We start from the raw sequence: 23,875 nt of genomic DNA, 5'->3' as shown, positions 1-23,875 counted from the left end.
TATGAAAAAACTTAGAAAAAATTTCCTTTTAAGCCTTTTGTTTTTGATTTTCAGTTTTTCCAAAGCTTGCGCAGAAGGAAGACTTTATCTTGTTAGTACCGGTGTGGGAGACCTTGATAATCTTACTTTAAGGGCTTATGAGGTTATCCAGAAAGCTGACATTGTATTTTGCAGTAAGTGGAGTTGCGAAAGGATGAAAGATTTAATCAAAGGAAAGGAGGTTTATGACGCAGGGTTTGGGATTTTTCATCTTTTTTATCGAAAAGAAAAAGAAATTTCCTCATCTGAAATAAGACCCCATGATTTTAACAGAGAAGAAAAAAAGAAAGAGCTTGAAAAGATAACTAAGATAGTAAGAACTGCCGTAAAACAAGGTAAAGTAGTAGCGGTGCTTGATGAAGGAGATCCCACCGTTTATGGTCCTCATATCTGGTATATGGAGGCTTTTAAAGATTTGAACCCAGAAATTGTTCCTGGGGTTAGCTCTTTTAACGCTGCAAACGCAGCCATTAAAAAAAGTCTTACAGGGGGAAAGACGTTAAGTATAACCCTGGCTTCTGGTTTTTCTGACCTTGAAAGCCTTGCTAAAACAAGGACAAACCTTGTTCTTTTCACCATGAGAATAAAGGACATAGCCGAGGTTTTAAAAAAGATTGAAAAATATTATTCTCCCAAAACTCAGGTAATTTTTGTGCTTTATGCAGGTTATAAGGAAAAAGAAAGGGTCATAGCAGGAACCTTTGAAGACATTTATGAAAAAATTAAAGGGATTAAGCTTCCTTTTGAATACTTGGTTTATATAGGAGATTTTGGTGAAATCTGAGGAGTTGGTTGAACTGAAAAATATTTCTATTTACGAAGAAGAAAGATGGCAATTAAAAAGAGAAGTGGGACTTTTTTCTGCTATAATGCTTGTTGTGGGAAATACCATAGGAACTGGGATTTTTACTACCTCAGGGTTTATCATAAAAGAGATTAAAGATCCAGCAGCTCTTCTTCTTGTGTGGATTTTGGGAGGGTTGATAGCCCTTTTTGGGGCTCTCAGTTATGCTGAGCTTGGGAGGATGTTCCCTCGGGCAGGAGGTGAGTATACCTTTTTAAAAGAGAGCTTTGGTGAAGTCTTTGGATTTCTTGCTGGATGGATTTCGCTTATAGTTGGGTTTTCAGCTCCTATCGCAGCAACCGCCATTGCTTTCTCAAAATACTTTTTAGAGCTTTTCCATTTCCAAACCTTTGAGATAACCTCAAAACTTTTAGCCATCTCAGTGATTTTACTTCTTTCCTTGGTTCATGTGCAAAGAATTAGGATAGGTGCTAACCTTCAGGCAGGGTTAACCCTTTTTAAAATCCTTTTTCTTTTTGGTTTTATTTTATTAGGGCTTTGGTATTCTAAGGAGGGGTTAAATACCTTTGAGATAGAGGGTCTAATTCCTAAAAAAGAAGCCATTTTAAGCTTAAGTTTTCCTGTTTCTCTTATCTATGTTATGTATGCGTATAGTGGTTGGAATGCTGCAACTTACATAGGAGAGGAAATTAAAAACCCGCAAAGGAACATTCCCTTATCCCTGTTGTTAGGGGTTTTAATAATAGTAGCTTTGTATCTCGGAATAAACCTTTTATATGTTAAGTCCCTTTCTGTGGAAGAAATGTCTGGAGTTGTGGAGATAGGAGCTAAGACCGCAGAAAAGCTTTTTGGAGAAAAGCTTTCTTTTCTTTTTACTGCTGGAATTACTTTTGGGCTTCTTTCAGTTTTAAGTGCTATGATAATCGCCGGACCAAGAGTATATTATGCCATGGCAAGGGATGGAATATTTTTTAAAGTCTTTTCAAAAGTCCATCCAGAAAAGAAAACCCCTGTTTTTTCTATTATTTTTCAGGCACTTATTGCTATTTTTATGGTTTTAACCTCAACCTTTGAAGCCCTTCTTCTTTACATAGGTTTTACCTTATCTTTATGTGCATGCTTAACGGTTTTTGGACTTATGAAACTTAAAAAAAGATTTTTTTTCCCGGCTTTTGCTTTTATTTTAGCTAACCTTTGGATGATTATTTTTACCATCCTAACTAAGCCTTTAACCATTTTGGCAGGGATTTTAACTATTTTAGTAGGTTTTGTTTTATACCAGTTTAAGTTTAATCAAAAATTAAAAAACAAAAGGGGGTAAATGATGAAGAGAATAGTCTTAAGCTTTGGTTTATCAGTTTTAGCTATATTTTTGTTTGTATCCGTGGGTTTTTGTCATATGCTTTGGATAGAAGAAACCAACGGAAAGTTTAAGGTGTTTTGGGGTCATAAAAGTAAGGTTGAACCTTATGATCCTGGAAGGATAAAAGAGTTAAAGGTTTTTGATAATAAGGGAAACTCAGTGAAACTTAAAAAAGAAGTGGTTGATAACCAACTTGTTCTCTCAGTTGAGAAAAAGCCCTCAGTAATTCTTGCCTCTATGGAAGGAGTTTATTTAGTTACTACCCCAGAAGGTAGAAAAAGGATGGATAAACTTGAGGCCCAAAAGCAAGGTTTGCAAGTAATAGAGAGTTTTTATGCCCTTCAGGCAACCAAAGCGATTTTTGCGGACTCAACCCTTTTAAACAAACCCTTAGGTTTAAAACTTGAACCAGTTTTTGTGGAAAATCCATATAAAGGGAAAGACGAAGCGATGGTTAAGGTTTTATATGAAGGGAAACCTGCTGAAGGAGTAATCGTTTTTAATCCTTTTCATAAAGAAATAGCAAAAACGGATGCTAAGGGTATGGCAAGGATAAAGGTTGAAGAACTTAAGATGAAAGAAGGGTATTATGCCTTGGTTTGTTTTTACAAGGTAAAAATTTCAGACCCCAAAGCTGACTATCTATGGCTTATTACTTCCCTTACCTGGCAGAAAAAGGATTAAAATTTTTCTCTGGAGGTTAGAAAATTGAAAAAAATCCTGTTTTTGGTGGTTTTACTATGTTTATGTTTTTTAAAAGAGCTTTTTGCTCATGAAGTAAATTATCAGGTAGAGGAGGCTAAGGGGGTTTGTGTAAGTTTCTTTTTTGCAGGTGGTGAACCGATGAATTATGCAGAAATAGAAGTTTATGAGTCAGAAGAAAAAATACCCTTTCAAAAAGCAAGGGCTGATAAAAATGGAATTTTTTGCTTTATGCCTGATAAAAAAGGTATTTGGAAGGTAAGGGCTCAAGGAGAAACAGAGCACGGGCTTCATGCAGCAGAGGTTGCGATAAAAGTGAAAGAAGACTTAAGTATAGAGGGGTTTAAAAAGCCTCTTGTTGCCACCTATACCAAACTATTTATTGCCCTTGGAATCGCAGGATGGCTTGTTGGGTTGACAGGAGTTTATTTATTTTGGAAACATAAACAGTCAAGGTAAAAATAGATTTTTCAACCTAAATCCAAAACGACTTCTCAAATAAAAAAAGCGCCCCCAAGGGGATTCGAACCCCTGTCGCCGGCGTGAAAGGCCGGTGTCCTGGACCTGGCTAGACGATGGGGGCACTTATTTTATTTATATGGGCCGGGCAGGACTCGAACCTGCGACTCTCGGCTTAAAAGGCCGATACTCTACCGACTGAGTTACCGGCCCAGTCTCCCTAAAACTTTTTTAAATATAAACGATTTCTTGGTTTTGTCAAGATTGATTTTTGATTTTTACTTCTATTTCTAGAATCTCTTCAGGGACCCCTTTTAATGCTTTAACAAAACCTAAAACAGGATAGGCTAAAATATCTTTTACAAAATCTTTAAGAGGAACTTTTTTACCATTAACCCTTAACATCACTTTTTCTTTTTTTTGTTCTATAAAACCTTTTAAAAAGTTTAAGATTTCTTCCTCTTTTTCTAAACTAAAAAAGGTTTCTTCTGGGAAACTTTTTTTCCACCACTCTACGTTTTCTTTTACCACAAACCCCAACAGATTTTTTATTTCTTTTTTAACAGACCTTAAATCTTCATCTTTGTCCTTTATCACCCAAAGTTTAGAAAGAAAATCAACCTTTTTAAACCCTTCAAACAGCACTAGGTCGTATTCCCAAAAAATTGATAAAAAATAACCATGCCAATCCTTAGGTGAGGTAAGGTTGTTTTTTGGAGGGTCTAAATAAAGAGTAAACAAGTTTTCTTGAAAAAGCACAACCCCTGATGCCCCTTGTTCCCGGTAGACCCAAGTATCCTTGTTGGGTAAATCAGTAAAAATTTCTGATTCTTTACAAGATTTAACTACTCCTACTTTATAACCGCTCTCACTAAGTTTTTTTACCAAAAACGACCCAAATGTGGTCTTCCCTGAACCGCTATATCCAGATATCGCCAGAAAACAAGGCATAGATAAACTTTAAAGACTATACTCTTCGCCAGGTCTTAAAGCTATTATTTTAGTTTCAAGACCGTATTTTTTGACTTCCTTTTCTAAATCTTCTACTTTACCAGAAAGAATAGGAAATGTACCATAATGCATAGGGATAACTACTTCAGGGTTTATAAGTTCACAAGCCTTAGCAGCCTCTTTAGGACCCATCACATAATGGTCTCCTATAGGTAAGAGAGCAATTTTAGGGGTATAAAGTTCTCCTATTAATTTCATATCGTAAAAAATTCCTGTATCACCAGCGTGATAAATACTTAATCCATTTTCTAAAGTAATCACAAAACCACAAGGGTCCCCACCATAGCTTCCGTCTGGGAAAGAGGAACTATGTAAAGCAGGAACCATAGTAAAAGAAATCTCACCTGAACGATAAGTACCTCCTATGTTCATGCCGATGGCTTTGGGGGCTCCTTTTTTAAGAAGATATTGTTGAATTTCATGAATGGCTATTACTTCTCCCCCTTTTTTAGCAAGGGATAGAGCCTCTCCTAAATGGTCTCCGTGGGCATGTGTAATCAAGATGTAATCATAAGGTCCTTGGTCGGCATTTTTAGGAGAAAGGGGATTGGTTAGCCAAGGGTCTATGATAATTTTTTTCCCTTGTTCAGAGACTATTTTAAAACAAGAATGACCATAAAATACCAACTTCATAGCTTGACACCATCAAAAAGGATAAAGAGCGGGCGACGGGATTCGAACCCGCGACCTGCTGCATGGCAAGCAGCCGCTCTACCAGGCTGAGCCACGCCCGCTTGAATAACATTAATTATAATTTATTTTTTTCCACTGTCAAGAAGAATTTTTACTCTTCTTGGTTTTGTTTTGTTTCGGTTTTTTCTTCTCCGAAGCATTCGGCGAGTTTAATTAGTTTTTCGTATTCTTCGTTTACTCTTTGTTGGATGTAGGTTATTTGTTCTGGGGTAAGGTGTCTAAACCTTCTTTGGAGTTTAAGGTATTCTTCTACGGGTTTAGGTTTGTCTATTTTGCGGTTGATGATGTATTTTCCGTCTATTACTTCGTAGAGAGGGAAGACCCTTGTTTCTACCGCAAGTTTAGCTGCAAGTAGGCTGTCTTCGCTTTTACATCCCCAACCGGTGGGGCAGGTTGCGAACACATGGATAAAGGCAGGACCGTTTATCAGGGCAGCTTTTTTAACCTTATTCATCAGGTCAAGAGGGAAGGCTGGGTTAGCGGTAGCGGCATAAGGTATGTTATGGGCTACCACGATGCCCATTAGATTTTTTTTCCAGGTGGTTTGGCCTTTGATGACTTTACCGGCAGGGCTTGTGGTGGTGTGGGCTCCGAAGGGGGTTGCTCCAGACCTTTGGACCCCTGTGTTCATGTAGGCTTCGTTATCAAGGCAGATGTAGACAAAGTCATGGCCTCTTTCAAGGGCACCAGAGAGCCACTGGAGACCTATGTCAAAGGTAGCTCCGTCTCCGGCAAAGACGACGATGTTTATTTTTTCTTTGGACTTAATTTTACCTTTTCTTTTAAGGGCTTTGATGGCGGCTTCTATGCCTGAGGCGACGGTAGCGGAGTTTTCGAAGGCAACATGTATCCAGGGGACTTCCCAGGAGGTATAAGGGAATGGACTTGAGATGATTTCCATGCAGCCGGTTGAGGTGACGGCGATGGTGTTTGGGCCTAAGACTTTAAGGGCGAGTCTTAGTGGGAGTACGGTGCCGCAACCTTGGCAGGCTCTATGGCCTTGAGCAAAGCCTTCATACTGAGGTAAGTTTTTCATGGTAAAGGGTTTAAAGTTTTTAAGTTCTGGTCTCATAGGCTTACTCCTTTACACCGTATATTTCATAGGGTGTAGATGGTTTTTTAGCAAGGGTTTCAAAGGTTTTTTCGAAGATTTCGACGAAGTCTTCTTTGGTAACGTCTCTGCCGCTTAGGCCTGCGATGAGGTTAAGGACCCGAGGTCTTTTGTTAGACTGGTAGAGGGCAGACCTTACTTCTATACCGACAGGGCCACCGGTAGCGGCATGGCTAACGGCTCGGTCAACCACGCAAAGGGCTTTGACTTTACCGATAGCCTTGATGAAGTCTTTAAGTGGGAAGGGTCTCCAGAGTCTTATTCTTACTAGTCCTACTTTTTTACCTTTAGCCCTAAGGAGGTCGACGGCATTCATGGCGTTTTCAGCAAGGCTTCCCATGATGACAAGGCCTACTTCGGCATCTTCCATTTGATAGGTTTCAACAGGAAGATATTTTCTGCCGGTGAGTTTTTCGAAGTCTTTCCAGGCTTGGACGATGGTTTTGTAGCTAGCTTTAAGGGCTTCGTCTTCAGCCTTTTTAGCCTCGGTATAGATTTCAGGGACCCCGATGGCACCGATGGTGATAGGTTTTTTGGGGTCGAGTTTATATTTCATTTTAAGGGGGGGAAGGTATTTATCAACCAGGGTTTGGTCTAAGAATTCGATAGGTTCTACCACATGGGATAGAATGAAGCCGTCGATGTTTACAGCAACAGGAAGTAAGGTTTTTTCAGCGACTTTGTAGGCATGGTAGATGAGGTCAACGGCTTCTTGGCCGTTTTCAGCGAAGGTATGTATCCAGCCGGCATCTCTCATGGACATGACATCGGAGTGGTCGTTCCAGATGCTGATAGGGGCAGAGACAGAGCGGTTGACAAGAGCCATAACGATAGGCAGGCGTAGAGCAGGAGCGATGTAGAGGTTTTCGTACATGAGGAGGAGGCCTTGTGAGGAGGTAGAGGTAAAGGTTCTAGCCCCTGTTGCAGCAGCACCGATGCAGGCACTCATGGCAGCATGTTCAGACTCAACAGGTATGTATTCGGCATCAAGCTCGCCGTTGTTAACAAGTTCTGCGAGGTGTTCGACGATATGGGTTTGAGGGGTAATAGGGTAGGCTGAGATGACGTCAACATTACACTGGGCTACAGCCTCAGCCACGGCAACGGAGACTTCTTTAGCGATTTTTTTAGCCATGTTATTCCTCCTCTAAGACCATGGTAATGGCTTTTTTAGGGCAGTGTGCGGCACAGATACCGCAGCCTTTACAGTAGAAAAGGTTAGAGATGAAGAAGCCTTCTTGGTCTGGTTGGTAGCAGATGTCAGGGCATAGGATATAGCACATACCGCATTTGATGCATTTATCTTTATCGAGGACGGGTTTGAAGGCTCTCCAGTCACCGGTTTTAAACTTTTTGGAATTACCAGGCTCAAGGATATACATACCTGGTGCGAGTTGTTTCCAGCTTACGAGGCCTTGTTCTTTAGGCATGGCTTAACTCCTTATTAGTAGATTTTGGTTTCATCGATAGCCCTTTTGAGGGCATTGATGTTTTTTTCGGCAAGGCGTCCGAAGCGAGCATTTAGAGCGTCTTCGATGGCTGATAGGGAGATGAGGCTTGTGGCTTTAAGGAAGGCACCGAGCATGGTGGTGTTGGTGATAGGGAGTCCGAGTTCTTCGATGGCGATTTTGGTGGCATCAACGGCAGCGATTTTACCTGGGAAGTTGTTAAGGAGTTTACGTAATTCGGGTTCAGGGAGATGGGAGTTAAGGATAGCGATACCAGAGGATTTAAGTCCTTGGGTGATGTTAACGATTTTGGGTAGAGTGGGGTCAAGAACGAGGATGACGTCAGGTTCATAGATTTTTTCTCTTGAGCGGATAGGTTTTTTGTCGATTCTTGCGAAGGCTTGGACCGGAGCCCCTCTTCTTTCAGGTCCGAAGCTTGGGAAGGCTTGAGCATAATCACCCTGGGAGATAGCAGCCACAGCGATAAGCTCGGCAGAGGTAACCGCCCCCTGCCCACCTCTTCCATGTAGTCTAATCTCAATCATATCCCACCTCTTATTGTGGTTTATTGCTTTATTGAAGATCTTCAATATGTCTACTATATTATCTAAAAAAATCAAGTAGAAAGTTCAAAATTTCACAGTATTTCACAGTTTTTGGTAAACGCTATATTTTTCCTGAAAGGAAAAATGGGCGAAAAACCTTTCTAAAATGGTATCCTCCTAAAACTTGAGCTATAAAAGTGGCAAAAACCTTGGGTTTTTTAAAAAAGGTGTAAAAAAACATTTTCCAGAATAAAATTCTTCCCTTTTCTAAAACCCCAAATTTAAAGATTATTTTAGGAAGGTTCAAAAGGTAAAAAGGATGATTTTTTACATAAGCTTTGTCTATCTTTATATGGGTATAGGGGTTAAAATCTTTTAAAAAACCAAAAACACGTTTATAATATCTTTTGGTTTCATATAGGTTGGTGATTACTTTTTTGTATCCTTGTAATAGAGTTTCAAATCCCATTTTAGGGATGATGTTGGTTGAAAGGTCGGTGTTGTTGCCTTTAAAGAGGGGTCTAATTCTACCTTCTGTCTTAAGTCTTTGGTATAGGTTAGTCCCGGGAGGTGCGTTTAAAAGTCCTACCATCGCTATAACGATTTTACTTTCTTCTATAAACTTGACAAGGGAGTTAAAAACATTGGGAGGGTCAGAATCAAAACCTACAATAAAACCTCCCATTACCTCAAGACCCTTTCTTTGGATTTTTTTGACATCTTCTACCAGGTTTCTGTTTAAGTTTTGACGTTTTTGCACCTCTGCTAAGCTTTCTTCAACCGGAGTTTCTATTCCTATAAAAACAGAATTAAAGCCAGCTTTTACCAAAAGTTCTATAAGTTCGTCATCGTCGGCTAAGTTTATTGAAGCTTGGGTATAAAAAACAAAAGGATATCTATGTTTTTCTTGCCAACGTATCAACGAAGGTAGTAGTTCTTGTTTAACGGTAGGTTTTTTTCCTATAAAATTATCATCTACAAAGAAAACCGAACCTCTCCAACCAAGTTTATAAAGGTTTTCTAATTCAGCTATTATTTGATCAACCGTTTTAGTTCTAATTTTACGTCCAAAAAGGTTGGTTACATCACAAAATTCACAACTAAAAGGACATCCTCGAGAATATTGAATACACATAGAAGTATAATCTTTAAGTTTTATCAAATGATAAGAAGGAACAGGTGAAAACTTCAGGTCTACAAACTCAGAGGTATAGTATACTTTTTGGGGACATCCTTTTTCCCAGTCTTCAAGGAATTTAGGTAAGGTTATTTCTCCTTCATTTAAAACTAAGTGGTCTACTTTCTCGATAAAATCTTGATAAAAAGCAGTAAAGAGAGGCCCTCCAGCTATGACCGTTTTCCCAAGACTTTTAGCTATTTTAATAACTTCTTCAGCACTTTCCCTTTGCACAGACATAGCGCTTATCAATACCCAATCAGCCCATTTAAAAAACTCAAGATTAAGAGGACTTGTGTTTAGGTCTAAAACCTTAAGTCGAAAATCCTTAGGAAGTAAACTAGCAATGGTTAATAAACCTAAGGGAGGATGAGAGGCTTTCTTTTTGACAAATTTCAAAGCATTTCTAAAGCTCCAAAACGTATCTGGATAACGTGGATAAACCAATAAGACTTTTATCATAAGGTTCAATGTTTCCAAGTTTGTTACTTATCATTTTACAAAAATATTTTTTTAAGGTCAAGTATAAAATTTTTCGAAAAAAGCACTTTACAAAATTAAAAATTGATTAAAAATTAAAAAATTCAAAGTTTTTGGATAAAAATTCTTTTTAATTTGCTATAAGAGGTGAAAAAATGGGTATAAGACATTTTTTAAGAATTTCTGACCTTGCTAAGGAAGAGATTTTAAGTTTATTCTCTCGTGCGATAGGGTTTAAACATAAGGGTTATCCTCAGGAGGCTTTGAAAGGTAAAATTTTGGGGTTGATTTTTGAAAAACCCTCAACCAGAACGCGTCTTTCTTTTGAGTCGGCGATGATAAAATTGGGAGGAAGTAGCCTTTTCCTTTCAGCAAGGGATTTACAGCTTACTCGAGGGGAACCAATAAAGGATACTGCAAGAGTGCTTTCAAGATATTTAGATGTTTTGGTATTAAGGACTTATAGCCATCAGACTATACAAGAATTTGCTAAACATGCTACGATCCCAGTGATTAATGGACTTTCTGACTTTTATCATCCCTGTCAGGCCCTTTCTGATGTGCTTACAGTAATAGAAAAAGGAAGGGACCTTACCAAAGAGAAAGTGGTTTGGATAGGAGACGGAAACAACGTAGCCCATTCTTGGATAGAAGCAGCTGCAATTCTTGGTTTTAAAATCACCGTGGCTTCACCTCCTGGATATGAACCATCTAAAGAACTTATCGAAGAGTTAAGGCAAAAATACAATCTACAAGTAGAAATTTTAAACGACCCTAAAGAGGCGGTAAAAGGAGCTACTATTATAAATACCGATGTTTGGGTAAGTATGGGTCAAGATGAAGAATCCCAAACCAGGAAAAAGGTTTTTCAACCTTTTCAAGTTAACTCAGACCTTTTAAAATTAGCCAGTCCAGAAGCGATGGTTTTACATTGTCTACCTGCCCATAGAGGAGAAGAGATTACAGAAGAAGTGTTGGAGGGTGAGCATTCTGTAGTTTGGGACCAAGCAGAAAATAAAATGTGGTTTCATATGGCTCTACTTGAATTTTTATTAAAATGTGTTTAATTTTTTAGTAAAAAAATAAATATTAGGGGGAAGGGATGGAAGGTATTAAAGAAGATTTTTATGTTAAGATTTTCTATCGTTTAGAACTTGAAGATGAAAAAGCTCCAGATTGGTTTTCTCAGGAGCTCGAGACTTCGTTTATTTTGGGTAGAGAACATATCCCCAGGGTTATCGAAGAGGCTATCTTAGGAAAAAAAGAAGGGGATGAGGTGAGGATCGTAATTCCTCCTGAGTCTGCATATGGACCTCATCTTCCTTATTTAATAAAAGAGGTAGAAATGGGTAGCCTTAAGCACCCTGAAAAGGTAAAGGTAGGGGAATGGTATGAAGAAGTAAGTCCTTACGGAGCAAGGATTTCTTTTAAAGTACTTGAAATAAACGGAGATAAAATCAAGGCAGATTTTAATCATCCTGCCGCAGGGAAAAACGTAGCGATTAATATTAAGGTATTAGAGGCAAGACAGGCAACTCCTTATGAAATTATGGCTGCTGAAATGAAGGCCTGTTCTGGAGGTTGAAGATAGGTTCTACCAGAGAGGTGTCTCTGGAGAATTAAAGGGTGAAACCAATCTTAGCTATAAAGGACCTTACCTTAGGATTAACCTATAAAAAAGTTCCTTTAGTAGAAAATGTAAGCTTTACAGTAGAAAGAGGAGAGGTCCTTGGGGTTTTAGGGGAAAGTGGGTGTGGCAAAACCTTAACAGGTTTTGCCCTTCTTAGGCTTTTCCCTCCTGGTGTTTGCTATTATTCGGGAGAGGTTTGGTTAGATGACCTTTCTCTTTATTCTTTAGACGAAAAAGAACTTATCAAAATAAGAGGTAAAAAAATAGCCATCATTCTGCAAGATCCGTTAAGCTCTTTAAATCCGGTTTTAACGATTAGAGAACAGTTAGAAGAGGTTTTTAAGGTTCATCAGCCTGAGTTTTCTAAAAAAGAAAGGCAGGATAAAATGATAAGTCTTTTAAAAGAAGTAGGAATTCCAGACCCAGAGATAAAGTTAAGGAGTTATCCTCATCAACTTTCTGGGGGATTAAGACAAAGGGTAATGATAGCGATAGCCCTTGCTGGAGAACCAGAAGTTTTGGTAGCTGATGAACCTACTACTGCACTTGACCCAACCTTGCAGGTTCAAGTTTTAAACTTATTAAAAAAGCTAAACAAGACCAGAAAACTTACGATAGTGTTTATTTCCCATGATTTAGGGGTAGTAAGATGGATCGCTGATAGGGTAGCTGTTTTTTATGCGGGAGAGATAGTAGAAATTTCCCTGGTAGACAGGCTTTTTTTAAACCCCTTACATCCCTATACACAAGCCTTGATAGACTCCTATCCTAAAGAAGGTGAATTTAAGGTTAGGTTAAAAGGAGGGGTCATAGAGCTTACTCAAAAACCTGAAGGCTGTTATTATAGATTACGTTGTGATGCACCTTGTAAAGAAGGTAAAATTTATCACCCACCTCTGATAGAAGTAACTTCTCAACACATGGTAAGATGTTTTAGGTATGGATAAACCTGTGCTTGAGGTTAGAAATCTCTGGAAGACTTACCAAGTAAAGGTTTTAGGTGGTTTAAAAACTTATAGAGTTATTGCTTTAAGAGGGGTAAGTTTTAAGATAGAAAAGGGTGAGGTATTAGGTCTTTTAGGAGAGAGTGGATGTGGAAAATCTACCCTTGGAAAAATAGCTTTAGGACTTGAAATCCCAGATCAGGGAGAGGTTTACTGGTTTGGAAAATCTCTTAAGACCATTGACAAAAAAACCTACCAAGCTTTAAGACCTAAGGTTCAGGCTGTTTTACAAGACCCTTATTCTTCCCTTAATCCTCGATATAAAATAAAAGACATCCTTTTAGAGCCATATCTTATCAACATAAGTTCTAACAAAAAAGAAGGTTTAGATAAAGCTAAAGAACTTTTAAATCAGGTAGGGATGGACCAAAAGGTTTTAGAAAAATATCCTCACGAATTAAGCGGAGGCCAACGGCAGAGAATAGCCTTAGCCAGGGCTTTAATGGTTAACCCTGAATTGATAGTGCTCGATGAACCAACTTCAGCTTTAGATGTAACCATCCAGGCGCAAATTCTTGACCTTATGAAAGTCTTAAAACAACGTTATCAGTTGAGCTATCTTCTGATCACCCATTCTTTACCTGTAATTTTTTATCTTGCCGACTGGATTGCTGTAATATATCTTGGGGTATTGGTAGAACTATGTCATAAAGCTAATTTTAAAGATCTTATCCATCATCCTTATACCGAACTTCTTTTAAAATCTTACCTTGACGCATTTTCTCCTTCTCCTCCGTTAATTATTGAGACCGACACCGAAGGGACGGTTTTACCTTCTAAAGGCTGTGTTTTTTTTAATAGATGTCCTAAAAAGACGATACAATGTTACGATAAAGAACCCAAACTTACTCAAAAAAGCAACCTACAATATATAGCTTGTTTTAATTTATAGTGTAATATTGCTCAATTTAACCCCCTTTTTTTTATGTTAAAAATCTAAACAAAAGAAAAAAAACAAAAATAAGAAAATGTTAAAGAAAAAAAGAGATGTTCAATATAAAGGCCATGTTTCTTAATAAAAACTTTCTCTCAAAAACCCCATACTTATTTACTTCTTAAATTTCGATTTTTTTAAGTCTTTGTTTTTTTGTTAAAAATTAAAAATAAAAATTGAACTTGAAACCAACCCCAACCATCCTTTTTTCGATTTGAAATTTTAAAAGGTTTTAGGTAAATTAAATATCCAAAGAAGGTCTTAAAAATTTATTTTTTCTTCAATCCATTCACTTGTAGTTTTTGGAGGGGTTATGTCTGTTAGTTGGTCCTTGGTTAAAGGAAGAATAAAGGAGTTATTGCCTGAACCTATATTTAAGGTTTGGTTTGAGGCTAACAAAGGAGAAGTAGTTGATGGTAAACTTATTTTAGAGGTTCCAAATGAGTTTACCAAAAATTGGATAGAAGAAAATTATGCAAACTTACTAAACCAGGTAGTAGCAGAATATGAATTAATAGGCTACAGTTTTATAGTAAGAGAAAATCCCAAAGCAGAACAGTTAATTATCCCTTATAATCCTATAAGTTTGATAGGAAGGAAACTAAGTCCTAAGTATACCTTTGAGGATTTTGTGGTAGGTAAATGTAATGAATTTGCTTATAATGTTTGTTATCAGGTAGCCGATGAAAGACCCAAAGGATATTTGATTTATCTTTATGGAAACTTTGGTTTAGGTAAGACCCATCTTACCCAGGCAGTAGGTAACACTCTTTTTAGCAGAGGATTTGACCGGGTATATTATTTAACCGCCCAAGATTTTTTAAACTACATGGTAAAATACCTCAGGTCTGGGATGATAGAAAACTTTAAAGAAAATTTTAAGGAATATTGTGAGGTTTTGTTGTTAGAGGGTATACATTTCTTTGTAGGAAAGGAATATACTCAAAACGAACTAACCTTTCTTTTAGACTATCTTTTAGACCAAGGGAAAACCGTTATTTTTACTTCACACAAGATGCCTCAAGAATTAAATAACATAGATAGTTCTCTTAGGTCAAGGCTTAATTCAGCTTTGATTATCAAACTTAATGCCCCTGATTTTCAAACCCGTAAAAAGATTATCAGGCATAAAGCGAAAAAATTGGGGTATAACATAGGATATGAAGTAGTAGAATATTTAGCAAGAAAAGTAAGGGGTGATGTAAGACAGATTGAAAGTGTAGTGTTAGGGCTTATTGCTAGGGCCTCGCTTTTAAAAGAGCCTATTTCTTTAACCTTGGCTAAGGAACTTATAGAAGAGATTGGATTAAAAGATACCTCAGATTCGGTAGACTTTGTTATAGAGACTACTTGTAAGTTTTTTGGGATAGGTAGAGAAGACTTTTTTTCTTCTTCTAGAAGAAAAGACCTTTCCCTTTCGCGTCAGGTAGTGATCTATCTTCTCAGGAACGTTCTTAAAAAGTCTCTAAAGGATATTTCTAAGATCTTCAAAAAACAACACTCTACCATCATCTACAACCTTAAGACCTTTGAACAAAAGGTTCAAAGAGATGTATCTTTAAGGACCAGGCTTGATTACTTGATAAAAGAGATTAATTTAGAGCTAAACGATAAGGTATGGGAACCAGAACTTGGGTCTTCTGATGAAATACTCCTTTAAATTTCTTTCAAAGCTTGAGGAAATATTAGGAAAAGAAAAGGTTTTTACTGAACCTAAGGATTTGTTGGTATATTCTTATGACTCTTCATCTGCTACAGGGGTTCCTTTGGCTGTAGCCTTTCCTGAAAGAAAAGAAGAGGTAGTTGAGGTTTTAAGGCTTATAGCAGAGTATAAAGTTCCTCTGGTGCCAAGAGGGGCTGGGACAGCAACCACGGGTAGTGCCGTTTCTCATAATCATGGATTGGTCCTTTCTTTTGAACGGATGAACCGTATTTTAGACCTAAACCTGGAAGAAAGATTGGTAGTGGTAGAACCTGGGGTGTTAAACGGAGAGCTGAAAAGGTATTTGAAAAAATTTGGGCTTTTTTATCCTCCAGACCCAGCAAGTTATGCTTATTCTACCATAGGAGGAAATGTTGCCACAGGTGCAGGTGGTCCAAGAGGTCTTAAGTATGGCACAACCAAGGATTATGTTTTGGCCTTAGAAGTAGGATTGCCGGGAGGTAAAATTTTTTGGACAGGTCCTTTTACCCTTAAAGGAGTTGTGGGTTATAATCTAACCCCACTTTTTGTTGGGTCTGAAGGGACCTTAGGGGTTTTTACCGAGATAGTTTTAAAGGTAATTCCTTTCCCAGAGAAAAGGGTACTTTTGGTTTCTTATCACAGAGAAGAAGAAGAACCTTTAGAGATAATCTCAGAGCTTTTGAAAAGTCTTATTACCCCGGCTTCTGCAGAATTTATAGACAAAACTACCCTTTTAGCCTTACTCAAGAATAAACGGTTAGAACTGCCAGACAAAGGAGTTCAGTCTCTTCTTTTTTTAGAATTAGACGGAGAAGAAGGAATGGTGCAGAAGGAGCTTAAAAAAGTAGAAGACCTATATCAAACCAAAGGTATTTTTTATCATAAAGCTGAATCTGAAGAAAAAATTGAAACCCTTTGGGAGGTAAGAAGAGGTGTTTCTCCTTCAGTAAGGATGTTAGGAGAAAAAAAGATTTCTGATGATGTAGTTTTGCCAAGAAGAAATATGAAAGAGTTTTTAAAAAGGATTAGGGATTTGGAAGAAAAAACCGGTGTTTATGTGTGTTGTTTTGGACACGCTGGGGATGGAAACTTTCATGTTAATCTTCTTTTTGGTCCAAAAAAAGAGGAAAAGGCTAAAGCCCTAAGGAACACTATTTTAAAAGAGGTTTTAAATCTTAAGGGTACCCTTTCAGGGGAACATGGAATAGGGTATGTAAAAAGGTCTTTTGTAGCTTGGGAGCTTAGTTCTTTTCAATTAGAGCTTATGAAAAACCTCAAAAAGATGTTTGACCCAGATAATCTTTTAAATCCAGGGGTAAAAATTCCATTTTAAGGTTATAAATATCAAGATGAGCCTTTATAATAAGATAAAACGTTTGGTAGGTAAGGCAATTTTCGGATATCAAATGCTATCTGCAGAGGATTTTATTATTGTGGCCATGTCTGGAGGAGAAGATAGCCTTGCTCTGGCTTATTTTTTAAGTGAGTGGAGAAAAAAATTAAGGGTTAATTATCGGTTGATCGGGGTACATTTAGACATGGGATTTCCCTGTGATCAAGAGGTTTATGAGAAGGGGGTTGAGAGGCTTAGAAATTTTTGCCAAAGTCTTAATATGGAATTTTATGTAGAAAAAACCGATTGTGGAAAGCAGGCTTTAGAGGTTGCAGAAAAAAAGACCACAGCCCCTTGTTTTGTTTGTTCTTGGCATAGAAGAAAACATCTTTTTAAACTGGCTGAGGCTTGGCAGGCTAACAAGATAGCCTTTGGACATCATAAAGACGACCTTTTGGTAACTTTTTTTATCAACCTTTTTTACCATGGAGAACTTTCTACCATTCTACCGGTGCAAGAAATGTTTAAAGGAAATCTCTATCTAATAAGACCTCTTGTTTTTGTAGAAAAAGACATGATTTCTCGTTTTGTAAAGTCCCAAGGTTGGGAGGTTTTAAAAAACCCTTGTCCTTTTTCTGAACAAACCAAACGTAAGTTTATAGAGAATTGGCTTAAAGAAAATGTATATCTCTTAGACCCAAGGATTAAAAAAAGCATCTTTAACGCAATGTTTAACCCAAAGTTTGAGTATTTACCTAAAAAGCCTGCTTCAACTTATAAAAATAACCTTTTCAATAAAAACAACCCTGAGGAATAAGTGTAGAGTAAATGATAAACGTCCTTTTAGCAGGCATTTTTACTTGGTTAACTACTGGGTTGGGTGGTTTAGGAGTTTTCTTGTTTAACCGACCGAACCCTAAATTTTTTTCTATTTCTTTAGGGTTTTCAGCTGGGGTAATGATTGCAGCAAGCTTTTGGTCTTTGTTGGTTCCAGCTTTAGAGATAGCTAAGGCTTCAGTTTTTCCACCTTTTGTTTCTGTAAGCATAGGTTTTATTTTAGGTGTTTTGTTTTTAAGACTTTTGGATTTAGTTGTACCTCATTTACATCTTTTTGCTTCTAAGGAAGAGACCGAGGGGTTTAAGGTTTCTTTAAATGTTAGCGTGTTAGTTTTTTTAGCCATTACCCTTCATAATATACCCGAAGGATTGGCGATAGGAGTTGCCTTTGGTAGTGTAAATGAAGATACATATTTGCTTAAAGAGGCCATAAATTTAGCCTTAGGAATAGGAATTCAAAACATCCCTGAAGGCTTAGCCTTAGGGTTGACCCTTAAATTTAGTGGAATGTCTAAATTTAAGGCGTTTTATTTAAGCTTTTTCTCAGCTATAGTGGAACCAATCTTTGCGTTAGTAGGTTTTGGTATAGTTTCTTATTCTTCTTATTTTTTACCTTATGCTTTAAGTTTTGCTGCAGGTGCGATGATTTTCGTAACCATAGAAGAGTTACTTCCTGAGGCTCAAAAAGCTGCCAATACCGATTATTCTTCCTTAGGTTTTGGTTTAGGTTTTCTTATCATGATGTCTCTGGATACTTATTTAGGATAGAATAATCCTCGGAATTAATCCTTGACATTTTAAAAGAGAAGGTCATATTTTTAACATGATGAAAGAAGTTTGGGTTCTTGATGATGAAATCGGAATTTTAGAAGTTTTAGAAGACATTCTTAGAGACGAAAACTATCGTGTAAAAACCTTTCTTTATGCTAAAGATTTTTTAAAGGAGATAAACTTTAGACCTCCAGATGCGGTTTTTTTAGACCTTTGGCTCAAAGACGCAGACGGCCTTGAGGTCTTAGATACCATCAGGAAGATGTATCCTTTTTTACCGGTAATCGTTATTTCTGGGCATGGGACCATAGAAACCGCAGTAAAGGCTATTAAAATGGGAGCCTTCGATTTTATAGAAAAACCTCTTTCTTATGAAAGGATAATAGTTACCTTAGAAAATGCCTTAAAGGTAAGTTCTTTAGAGGAAGAAAACAAAAGGCTAAGAGAAAAATTGCTTGGCGAGGTCAAATTAACCGGGGTTTCATCTGCCATTAAAAATTTACGAGACATTATTCATAAAGTAGCCCCTACTGATACTACCGTCCTCATTTTAGGTGAATCAGGGGTAGGAAAAGAAGTAGTAGCTAAGCTTATTCATCTTTATTCGCATAGGGCTAAGGAGGCTTTTGTAGAGGTAAACTGTGCAGCCATTCCTGATACCTTGATAGAGGCTGAGCTTTTTGGGTATGAAAAAGGGGCTTTTACTGGGGCTTTTACTTCAAAAGCAGGAAAGTTAGAGTTGGCTAATCGTGGCACTCTGTTTCTTGATGAAGTAGGAGATATGAGCCTTGCTTCTCAAGCTAAGATGTTAAGGGTTTTACAAGAAAAAAAATTTGAAAGGTTAGGTGGAACCCGATCTATAGAAGTAGACGTAAGGATTATAGCAGCAACCAATAAAGACTTAAGAGATGCCATAAAAAAAGGCTCGTTTAGAGAAGACTTGTTTTATAGGCTTAATGCTTTCCCTATCTATATCCCGCCTCTAAGAGAAAGAAAAGAGGACATACCGGTTTTGGTAGAAGAATTTTTAGAAGAGATGAGTTATAAAACAGCCTCTGGTAGGAAACATCTAAAACCAGATGCCCTTTCAGTTTTAATGGAATATCACTGGCCTGGCAATGTGAGAGAGTTGAAAAATTTTATAGAAAGGTTAGTCATTCTTTCTAACAAAAAAGAAATCGGATATGAGGACCTACCTGAGGATTTTAAGCATCTTTTAAAAGATAAGACCTATGTTTTCTCTCAAGACCAGCCTTGGTTTAAGGAAAAAGATCTTAGGTCCGCCAAACAACTTTTTGAGAAGGAATTTATTAGGAGAAAACTTTTAGAACATGGGGGCAACATTTCTCATACTGCAAGAGAAATAGGTATTGAAAGGGCTTATCTTCAGAAAAAAATCAAAGAATTAGGAATAAAAGAAGAATTAGAGGAATTTTAAATAATATTGATTTTTTGAAAAACAGCCCTTGCATAAGGTTCTGTGCTTAGGTCGGCATACTTCTTGTTTATCCAACTTTTATATCCTACTAATCCTACCATGGCTGCGTTATCGGTACAAAATTCTAAAGAAGGAAAATAAACTTCTGCGTCAATAGTAGAGGCCTTTTCTAAAAATCTTTTTCTCAGCCTTTTATTAGCTGCTACCCCACCTGCTACCACCACTCTTTTTATGTTTAAGGCTTCAACCGCTTTAAAGGTTTTAGTTATTAATACGTCGCACACCGCCTCTTCAAAACCAGCACAAAGGTCTTCTATTTTATAAGAAGGGTGGTTTTTAACATAGTTTAACACCGCGGTCTTAAGTCCAGAAAAACTAAAGTCTAAGGATTTAGATTCTAAAAGCGGTCTGGGAAAACAGATAGCCTCTGGGTCTCCTTTTTCAGCAAGCTGACTTATTTTCGGACCACCAGGATAACCTAATCCTAAGATTTTAGCTACTTTATCAAAGGCTTCCCCGGCTGCGTCATCTTTAGTATGACCTATAACATAGTATTCAAAAAAAGATTTTACCCAAAAAAGGGCTGTGTGTCCACCGGAGACAAGTAGCCCTATGAAGGGAAATTCTACCTCTTTTTCTAAAAAAACAGCCGTTAGATGGGCATGTAGATGGTCTACTGCAATAAGAGGGATTTTAAGTGCAAAGCTAAGGGCTTTAGCTATTGAGACCCCTACCAAAAGAGACCCTATTAATCCAGGTCCAAAGGTAGCAGCTACAGCTTTTATCTGAGAAACCTCAGTATGGGTTTGTGCTAACAGGTTTTTTATAAACGGGTAAAGCACTTCAAGCTGTTTTCTTGAGGCAATTTCTGGTACGATACCCCCAAAGGGAGAATGAATGGCTACCTGAGAGTAAAGAAGATGAGAGATAAGTTTTCCTTCTTCAGAAAAAAGAGCAACCCCTGTTTCGTCGCAAGAAGTTTCTATGGCTAACAGCATGTTTATTTATGAAAAAATAAGGTCTTCAAGCAACTCTGAAAAAAGATGAAGAAAAAGTAGGTGTCCTTCTTGGATGCGTGGGGTGTCTTGGCTTGGCACGACTATTAGATGGTCACACCAAGGCTTCATTTTTCCACCGGTTCCACCGGTCAACCCCACGGTATAAAGCCCAAGCTCCTTAGCGGTTTTTAATCCTTCTATGACGTTTGGAGAATTTCCGCTGGTGCTTATTCCTAAGGCTAAATCTCCCTTTTTTCCTAAGGCTAAAATCTGTTTTACAAACACCTGAGAAAAATCATAATCATTAGAAACCGCCGTAAGTATGGAGGTATCGGTAGTGAGGGCGATGGCAGGAAGGGGTTTTCTCTCTTTTTTAAATCTGTTTACCAACTCTGCTGCGAGATGTTGAGCATCAGCCGCACTTCCTCCATTACCAAAGATTAAGATTTTACCACCTTTTAGAATGACCTCTTTAGCTAAAACCGCAACCTCAACGATTTTTGGGCCTTCAGTCTTTAAAAACTCTTCCTGAATTTTTCTTGAACTTTCTCCTATGGCTAATACTTTAACAATCAGTTTTTCCATAACAAAGGCCTCGTTTAAAACAAGAGAAATTTAATCTTATAAAATAGTATACCAAGGTATTCATGAAAAGCCAAATTAGTTAAACTAAAGTAAAGGTCGTTAGGAAAGAAGTTGCTAACCGAAAAGTCTGGTTTACAAAGTTTGTGGTTGTAGTTAGTAGGATAAGGAATAGGATTTAATCCTTCCTTTTTAAAAAGAATAATAGCCCTCGGAAGATGATAAGCTGAGGTTAGCAGAAGAAATCTTTCTTCAGGAGAAGAAAGTAATTTTTTAATGGTTTTTACGCTGGTTTCTGTATCTAAGGGGATATCTATAGCCTCAACCTGATAACCTAATTTACCGGCAAACTCCTTTAAATAAGAAGCACCCTTGAAGTTAAGGTCTTCGTATGAACCCCCTACGATGATGACCTTTTTTTCAGGATAGACCTTTTTTAATTCTAAAGCTTTAAAAAATCTTACTAACGTTTCTTTACTAAATCTCTCTTCTAACCCAAGGTCCTTTTGACCATACACCCTACCTGTCAAAACTATAATCTTTTCAACTTTTGCTATCTCTTCTTGAGGAGGAATAGGATAATTTTTTTCTAATTGTTTTAAGAGAAAATAAGGTAAAAAAGGTGTGGTTGATAGATAGTAAAGAGCCACAGCTACAAAAAGAAAAAACCTCCGTCTTCCCCTTCTTTTACCAAGAACCACATAGATACTTACAGTTAAAAGAAAGAGAAATATTAAACTTGAGGGACGAAATAGGAAAACAAAAAACTTTTTAATTATAAAAAATAAATCAGACATGACCAACTTATTTAGGTGCCATCAGTAGCTTCTGTATTACGCTTTTTAATTTAATATGTTTAACTGTTTAGCATATCAGATTTGATTAAAAAATCAAGACTAATAATCGGTAGTGCCTTATTAATTGCGTAGAGCTTGAAGAATAATAAAAGGCATGGTAGCTTCTTTAAGAAAAACAAATAGAGATTATTACTTTTTCATTCCTTAGAAGAGATTTTAAAAATTGTTTCATAAGAAATTTAGCATGTATTTATACTTGAGGATTTAATAAAGTGTAATCTGGGGACTACCATACCTCCTCAAAAGAGTCTTTATACAATAAAAGAGGCACTATGACAAAAATTTATTTAAATTTAAAAATTTTTTAATAGTTGTAAAAACTATTTTTTGATTTATTCTTCTAAATAAGAGATGTTTTAGGAGGCAGAAGATGCCAAAAGATTTTGAAGGAGCTTGGATTTGTTCAACGACAAACTGTGGTTATATTTATGTTCCAAGCAAAGGGGATAGAAAAGGTAAAATACCTCCAGGTACACCTTTTGAGAAATTACCTGATGATTGGAAATGTCCGGTTTGTGGGGCAACTAAAAAAGCTTTTAGGCCTATGGATGAAATAGGAAAGGAAAGTTCTTAATAGTTAAAATTTTTAAAAAAGCCAGGGTTTGATGGAACTTTAATCCTCACCCTTGGCTTTTTTAACTTATTAGTTTTTCAGGAGAACCTATGTTAAAGGCTTTTATCCCTATTTTCCTAAGTTTTAAGGTTAAAAGATAACTTAGTCGGCCAGTATAACAATAGAAAAACAGGGTTTTATCTCTGTAGGCCTTAAAAAGTTTAGCAAGTTTTCGAGAAGAGCTATCTACTATCTTAGGGTCAATCCATAAAGCCCCTTCAAAAGCCCCTTTTTCAAAATCTTCTTTTTCCCTAAGATCAAAGACTACCCAACTTTCCCTCGGCTGGGTTTGTATAAACTTTTTAAACTCCTCTGGAGTTACTTCTAAGGTTTTGTCTGGTATTTTTTCTAACAGAGAAACCCTTTTACAGCGGCTACATACTTCATCTGCTGAAGTGGTGATCTCCCCACATTTAATACAATTTTTAACCTCAGGAAGAGAAAATCGGTAATCTGGATGGGTTTTTAAAAGGGGGATGAGTTTTTTCACAAACACAGAAAGGAGTTGATACTTAAACTGTCTATTTTCTTGCTCAAAGATTTCTAAGATTTTTTTATTCTTTTTACTTGGGGTAATTTCTCCATGAGGACAACCGCACCTTTCTATAGGTATTTTGTTTAGTGCTACGTAGTAAAAAATTTCTTTTTCAGGGGTATGATAAAGGGGTTTAACCTTGGTTGCTTGGCCAAGATAGATAGGAGGCAACACAGGACCAAGCTTTACTATTCCTTCAAAATCTCCTTGAAAAAAAAGGGTTAACATGGTAGAAACGGTATCGTCAAGGTGATGCCCTGTGGCGATGACATCTATTTCTAATTTTTTGGCAATTTTTGAAAAAAGATAACGCTTTATAACCCCACATACAGAGCATATTTTATTTTTAAACATCGTGTGCACAAACTCATCTATACAATATCCTTCTTCTTGGGGTAAGTTGTAGACATAAAGGGGAACGTCTATGTCTTGGCAGAGGGTTTTAACCGTTTCTTCTGCAAGTTCTGAATAGTATTTTATGCCTAAGTTAAGATAGATAGCTTTAAGGGATAAGTCAGGAAAGATTTTTTTTAAACCAAACAAAAGAGCAGCACTGTCTTTTCCTCCTGAAACAAAAACTCCTATTTTTTTAGCTTTACGAAACATTTTATATTTTTCTATAGTGTTTTTTAAGCGGTTTTCAAAAAACTGGTTAAAGCAGTCAGGACAAACCTTGATACCCTGGGAAGGAATTTCTACCAAAGCCTCTTTTTCTTTACATCTTTTGCATTTAAACGGAAGGGGTTTAAGGTTTAATTCAAAGGTTTCTCCGCCGCATTTATAATATTTTATCTCCATGCTGTTAATTTTAACCTAAAAGATTGTT

General features: G+C 37.2%; 25 protein-coding genes and 3 tRNA genes. 14 read left to right on the top strand and 14 right to left on the bottom strand.

Annotated features, from left to right (window positions below):
- Position 1: 1 nt before the first annotated feature.
- Genes F1847_RS05495 through F1847_RS05480 form a run of 4 tightly spaced genes read left to right on the top strand, consistent with a single transcriptional unit; the run spans position 2 to position 3,368 of the window.
- Positions 2 to 823 carry an SAM-dependent methyltransferase gene (locus tag F1847_RS05495; protein ID WP_150072082.1) on the top strand — a complete coding sequence of 274 codons (822 nt, stop codon included), beginning with the start codon at positions 2 to 4 and terminating at the stop codon, positions 821 to 823.
- Positions 813 to 2,165 carry an APC family permease gene (locus F1847_RS05490; RefSeq protein ID WP_206202385.1) on the top strand — a complete coding sequence of 451 codons (1,353 nt, stop codon included), beginning with the start codon at positions 813 to 815 and terminating at the stop codon, positions 2,163 to 2,165. Before F1847_RS05495 ends, F1847_RS05490 begins: the two co-directional genes overlap by 11 nt.
- A 3-nt stretch (positions 2,166 to 2,168) precedes the next feature.
- Complete coding sequence (locus F1847_RS05485) at positions 2,169 to 2,891, top strand: DUF4198 domain-containing protein (RefSeq protein ID WP_168194275.1); 723 nt, start codon at positions 2,169 to 2,171, stop codon at positions 2,889 to 2,891.
- 24 nt (positions 2,892 to 2,915) lie between these two features.
- Positions 2,916 to 3,368, top strand: coding sequence for a DUF4198 domain-containing protein (locus F1847_RS05480; RefSeq protein ID WP_150072080.1), 453 nt, complete (start codon positions 2,916 to 2,918; stop codon positions 3,366 to 3,368).
- A 49-nt stretch (positions 3,369 to 3,417) separates the two neighbouring features.
- On the opposite strand, the gene F1847_RS05475 is transcribed toward F1847_RS05480, so the two are convergent.
- The 10 genes from F1847_RS05475 to F1847_RS05430 form a co-directional block, all read right to left on the bottom strand.
- Positions 3,418 to 3,492 (bottom strand) — tRNA-Glu (locus F1847_RS05475).
- 16 nt (positions 3,493 to 3,508) lie between these two features.
- Positions 3,509 to 3,581, bottom strand: a tRNA-Lys gene (locus tag F1847_RS05470).
- Positions 3,582 to 3,626: 45 nt separating this feature from the next.
- Positions 3,627 to 4,319, bottom strand: coding sequence for a molybdopterin-guanine dinucleotide biosynthesis protein B (locus F1847_RS05465; protein WP_150072079.1), 693 nt, complete (start codon positions 4,317 to 4,319; stop codon positions 3,627 to 3,629).
- Positions 4,320 to 4,328: 9 nt separating this feature from the next.
- A complete protein-coding gene (locus F1847_RS05460; protein ID WP_150072078.1) occupies positions 4,329 to 5,012 on the bottom strand; it encodes a metal-dependent hydrolase in 684 nt (227 codons plus the stop codon).
- 27 nt (positions 5,013 to 5,039) lie between these two features.
- Positions 5,040 to 5,113 (bottom strand) — tRNA-Gly (locus F1847_RS05455).
- Positions 5,114 to 5,163: 50 nt separating this feature from the next.
- Positions 5,164 to 6,144, bottom strand: coding sequence for a thiamine pyrophosphate-dependent enzyme (locus F1847_RS05450; RefSeq protein WP_150072077.1), 981 nt, complete (start codon positions 6,142 to 6,144; stop codon positions 5,164 to 5,166).
- 4 nt (positions 6,145 to 6,148) lie between these two features.
- Positions 6,149 to 7,318, bottom strand: a complete 1,170-nt coding sequence (porA, locus tag F1847_RS05445; protein WP_150072076.1) for a pyruvate ferredoxin oxidoreductase — start codon at positions 7,316 to 7,318, stop codon at positions 6,149 to 6,151.
- 1 nt (position 7,319) lies between these two features.
- A complete protein-coding gene (locus F1847_RS05440; protein ID WP_150072075.1) occupies positions 7,320 to 7,613 on the bottom strand; it encodes a 4Fe-4S binding protein in 294 nt (97 codons plus the stop codon).
- A gap of 14 nt (positions 7,614 to 7,627) precedes the next feature.
- On the bottom strand, positions 7,628 to 8,176 hold the full coding sequence (locus tag F1847_RS05435) for a 2-oxoacid:acceptor oxidoreductase family protein (protein WP_150072074.1): 549 nt from the start codon (positions 8,174 to 8,176) through the stop codon (positions 7,628 to 7,630).
- 121 nt (positions 8,177 to 8,297) lie between these two features.
- Positions 8,298 to 9,833, bottom strand: a complete 1,536-nt coding sequence (locus F1847_RS05430) for a B12-binding domain-containing radical SAM protein (protein ID WP_206202384.1) — start codon at positions 9,831 to 9,833, stop codon at positions 8,298 to 8,300.
- 155 nt (positions 9,834 to 9,988) lie between these two features.
- Here F1847_RS05430 and argF point away from each other — a divergent pair, with 155 nt between their 5' ends.
- The 9 genes from argF (at position 9,989) to F1847_RS05385 (ending at position 19,464) form a co-directional block, all read left to right on the top strand.
- Complete coding sequence (argF, locus tag F1847_RS05425; protein ID WP_150072073.1) at positions 9,989 to 10,900, top strand: ornithine carbamoyltransferase; 912 nt, start codon at positions 9,989 to 9,991, stop codon at positions 10,898 to 10,900.
- A 35-nt stretch (positions 10,901 to 10,935) separates the two neighbouring features.
- Positions 10,936 to 11,418 carry a peptidylprolyl isomerase gene (locus tag F1847_RS05420; protein WP_150072072.1) on the top strand — a complete coding sequence of 161 codons (483 nt, stop codon included), beginning with the start codon at positions 10,936 to 10,938 and terminating at the stop codon, positions 11,416 to 11,418.
- Positions 11,419 to 11,459: 41 nt separating this feature from the next.
- Positions 11,460 to 12,410 (top strand): ABC transporter ATP-binding protein, encoded by a 951-nt coding sequence (locus tag F1847_RS05415; RefSeq protein ID WP_150072071.1) that lies wholly within the window; start codon positions 11,460 to 11,462, stop codon positions 12,408 to 12,410.
- Entirely contained in the window at positions 12,403 to 13,359 is a 957-nt protein-coding gene (locus F1847_RS05410; RefSeq protein ID WP_150072070.1) for an ABC transporter ATP-binding protein, read from the top strand. Before F1847_RS05415 ends, F1847_RS05410 begins: the two co-directional genes overlap by 8 nt.
- Before the next feature lie 355 nt (positions 13,360 to 13,714).
- On the top strand, positions 13,715 to 15,061 hold the full coding sequence (locus F1847_RS05405) for a chromosomal replication initiator protein DnaA (RefSeq protein WP_150072069.1): 1,347 nt from the start codon (positions 13,715 to 13,717) through the stop codon (positions 15,059 to 15,061).
- Positions 15,045 to 16,418 (top strand): FAD-binding oxidoreductase, encoded by a 1,374-nt coding sequence (locus F1847_RS05400; RefSeq protein WP_150072068.1) that lies wholly within the window; start codon positions 15,045 to 15,047, stop codon positions 16,416 to 16,418. The genes F1847_RS05405 and F1847_RS05400 overlap by 17 nt, the downstream gene beginning before the upstream one ends.
- Before the next feature lie 16 nt (positions 16,419 to 16,434).
- Positions 16,435 to 17,235: an ATP-binding protein gene (locus F1847_RS05395; protein ID WP_150072067.1), complete on the top strand. Its 801-nt coding sequence runs from the start codon at positions 16,435 to 16,437 to the stop codon at positions 17,233 to 17,235.
- Positions 17,236 to 17,246: 11 nt separating this feature from the next.
- On the top strand, positions 17,247 to 18,023 hold the full coding sequence (locus tag F1847_RS05390) for a ZIP family metal transporter (RefSeq protein WP_150072066.1): 777 nt from the start codon (positions 17,247 to 17,249) through the stop codon (positions 18,021 to 18,023).
- Positions 18,024 to 18,078: 55 nt separating this feature from the next.
- Entirely contained in the window at positions 18,079 to 19,464 is a 1,386-nt protein-coding gene (locus F1847_RS05385) for a sigma-54 dependent transcriptional regulator (protein WP_150072065.1), read from the top strand.
- Here F1847_RS05385 and tsaD read toward each other — a convergent pair.
- The 3 genes from tsaD to F1847_RS05370 are packed head-to-tail and all read right to left on the bottom strand — an operon-like array spanning position 19,461 to position 21,841.
- On the bottom strand, positions 19,461 to 20,462 hold the full coding sequence (tsaD, locus tag F1847_RS05380) for a tRNA (adenosine(37)-N6)-threonylcarbamoyltransferase complex transferase subunit TsaD (protein ID WP_150072064.1): 1,002 nt from the start codon (positions 20,460 to 20,462) through the stop codon (positions 19,461 to 19,463). The two genes, F1847_RS05385 and tsaD, sit on opposite strands and share 4 nt — an antisense overlap.
- Positions 20,463 to 20,468: 6 nt before the next feature.
- Positions 20,469 to 21,047: a D-sedoheptulose 7-phosphate isomerase gene (locus F1847_RS05375; RefSeq protein WP_150072063.1), complete on the bottom strand. Its 579-nt coding sequence runs from the start codon at positions 21,045 to 21,047 to the stop codon at positions 20,469 to 20,471.
- A 14-nt stretch (positions 21,048 to 21,061) separates the two neighbouring features.
- Positions 21,062 to 21,841: a YdcF family protein gene (locus F1847_RS05370; RefSeq protein ID WP_150072062.1), complete on the bottom strand. Its 780-nt coding sequence runs from the start codon at positions 21,839 to 21,841 to the stop codon at positions 21,062 to 21,064.
- A 430-nt stretch (positions 21,842 to 22,271) separates the two neighbouring features.
- Between F1847_RS05370 and F1847_RS05365 the strand changes: the two genes are divergently transcribed.
- Complete coding sequence (locus F1847_RS05365) at positions 22,272 to 22,475, top strand: rubredoxin (RefSeq protein WP_150072061.1); 204 nt, start codon at positions 22,272 to 22,274, stop codon at positions 22,473 to 22,475.
- 61 nt (positions 22,476 to 22,536) lie between these two features.
- On the opposite strand, the gene F1847_RS05360 is transcribed toward F1847_RS05365, so the two are convergent.
- Positions 22,537 to 23,847 (bottom strand): ATP-binding protein, encoded by a 1,311-nt coding sequence (locus F1847_RS05360; protein WP_150072060.1) that lies wholly within the window; start codon positions 23,845 to 23,847, stop codon positions 22,537 to 22,539.
- Positions 23,848 to 23,875 lie beyond the last annotated feature (28 nt).

The organism is Thermodesulfobacterium sp. TA1 (genome assembly GCF_008630935.1).
Classification (GTDB): Bacteria; Desulfobacterota; Thermodesulfobacteria; order Thermodesulfobacteriales; family Thermodesulfobacteriaceae; genus Thermodesulfobacterium.
This window is presented reverse-complemented; position numbering and strand designations above follow the sequence as displayed.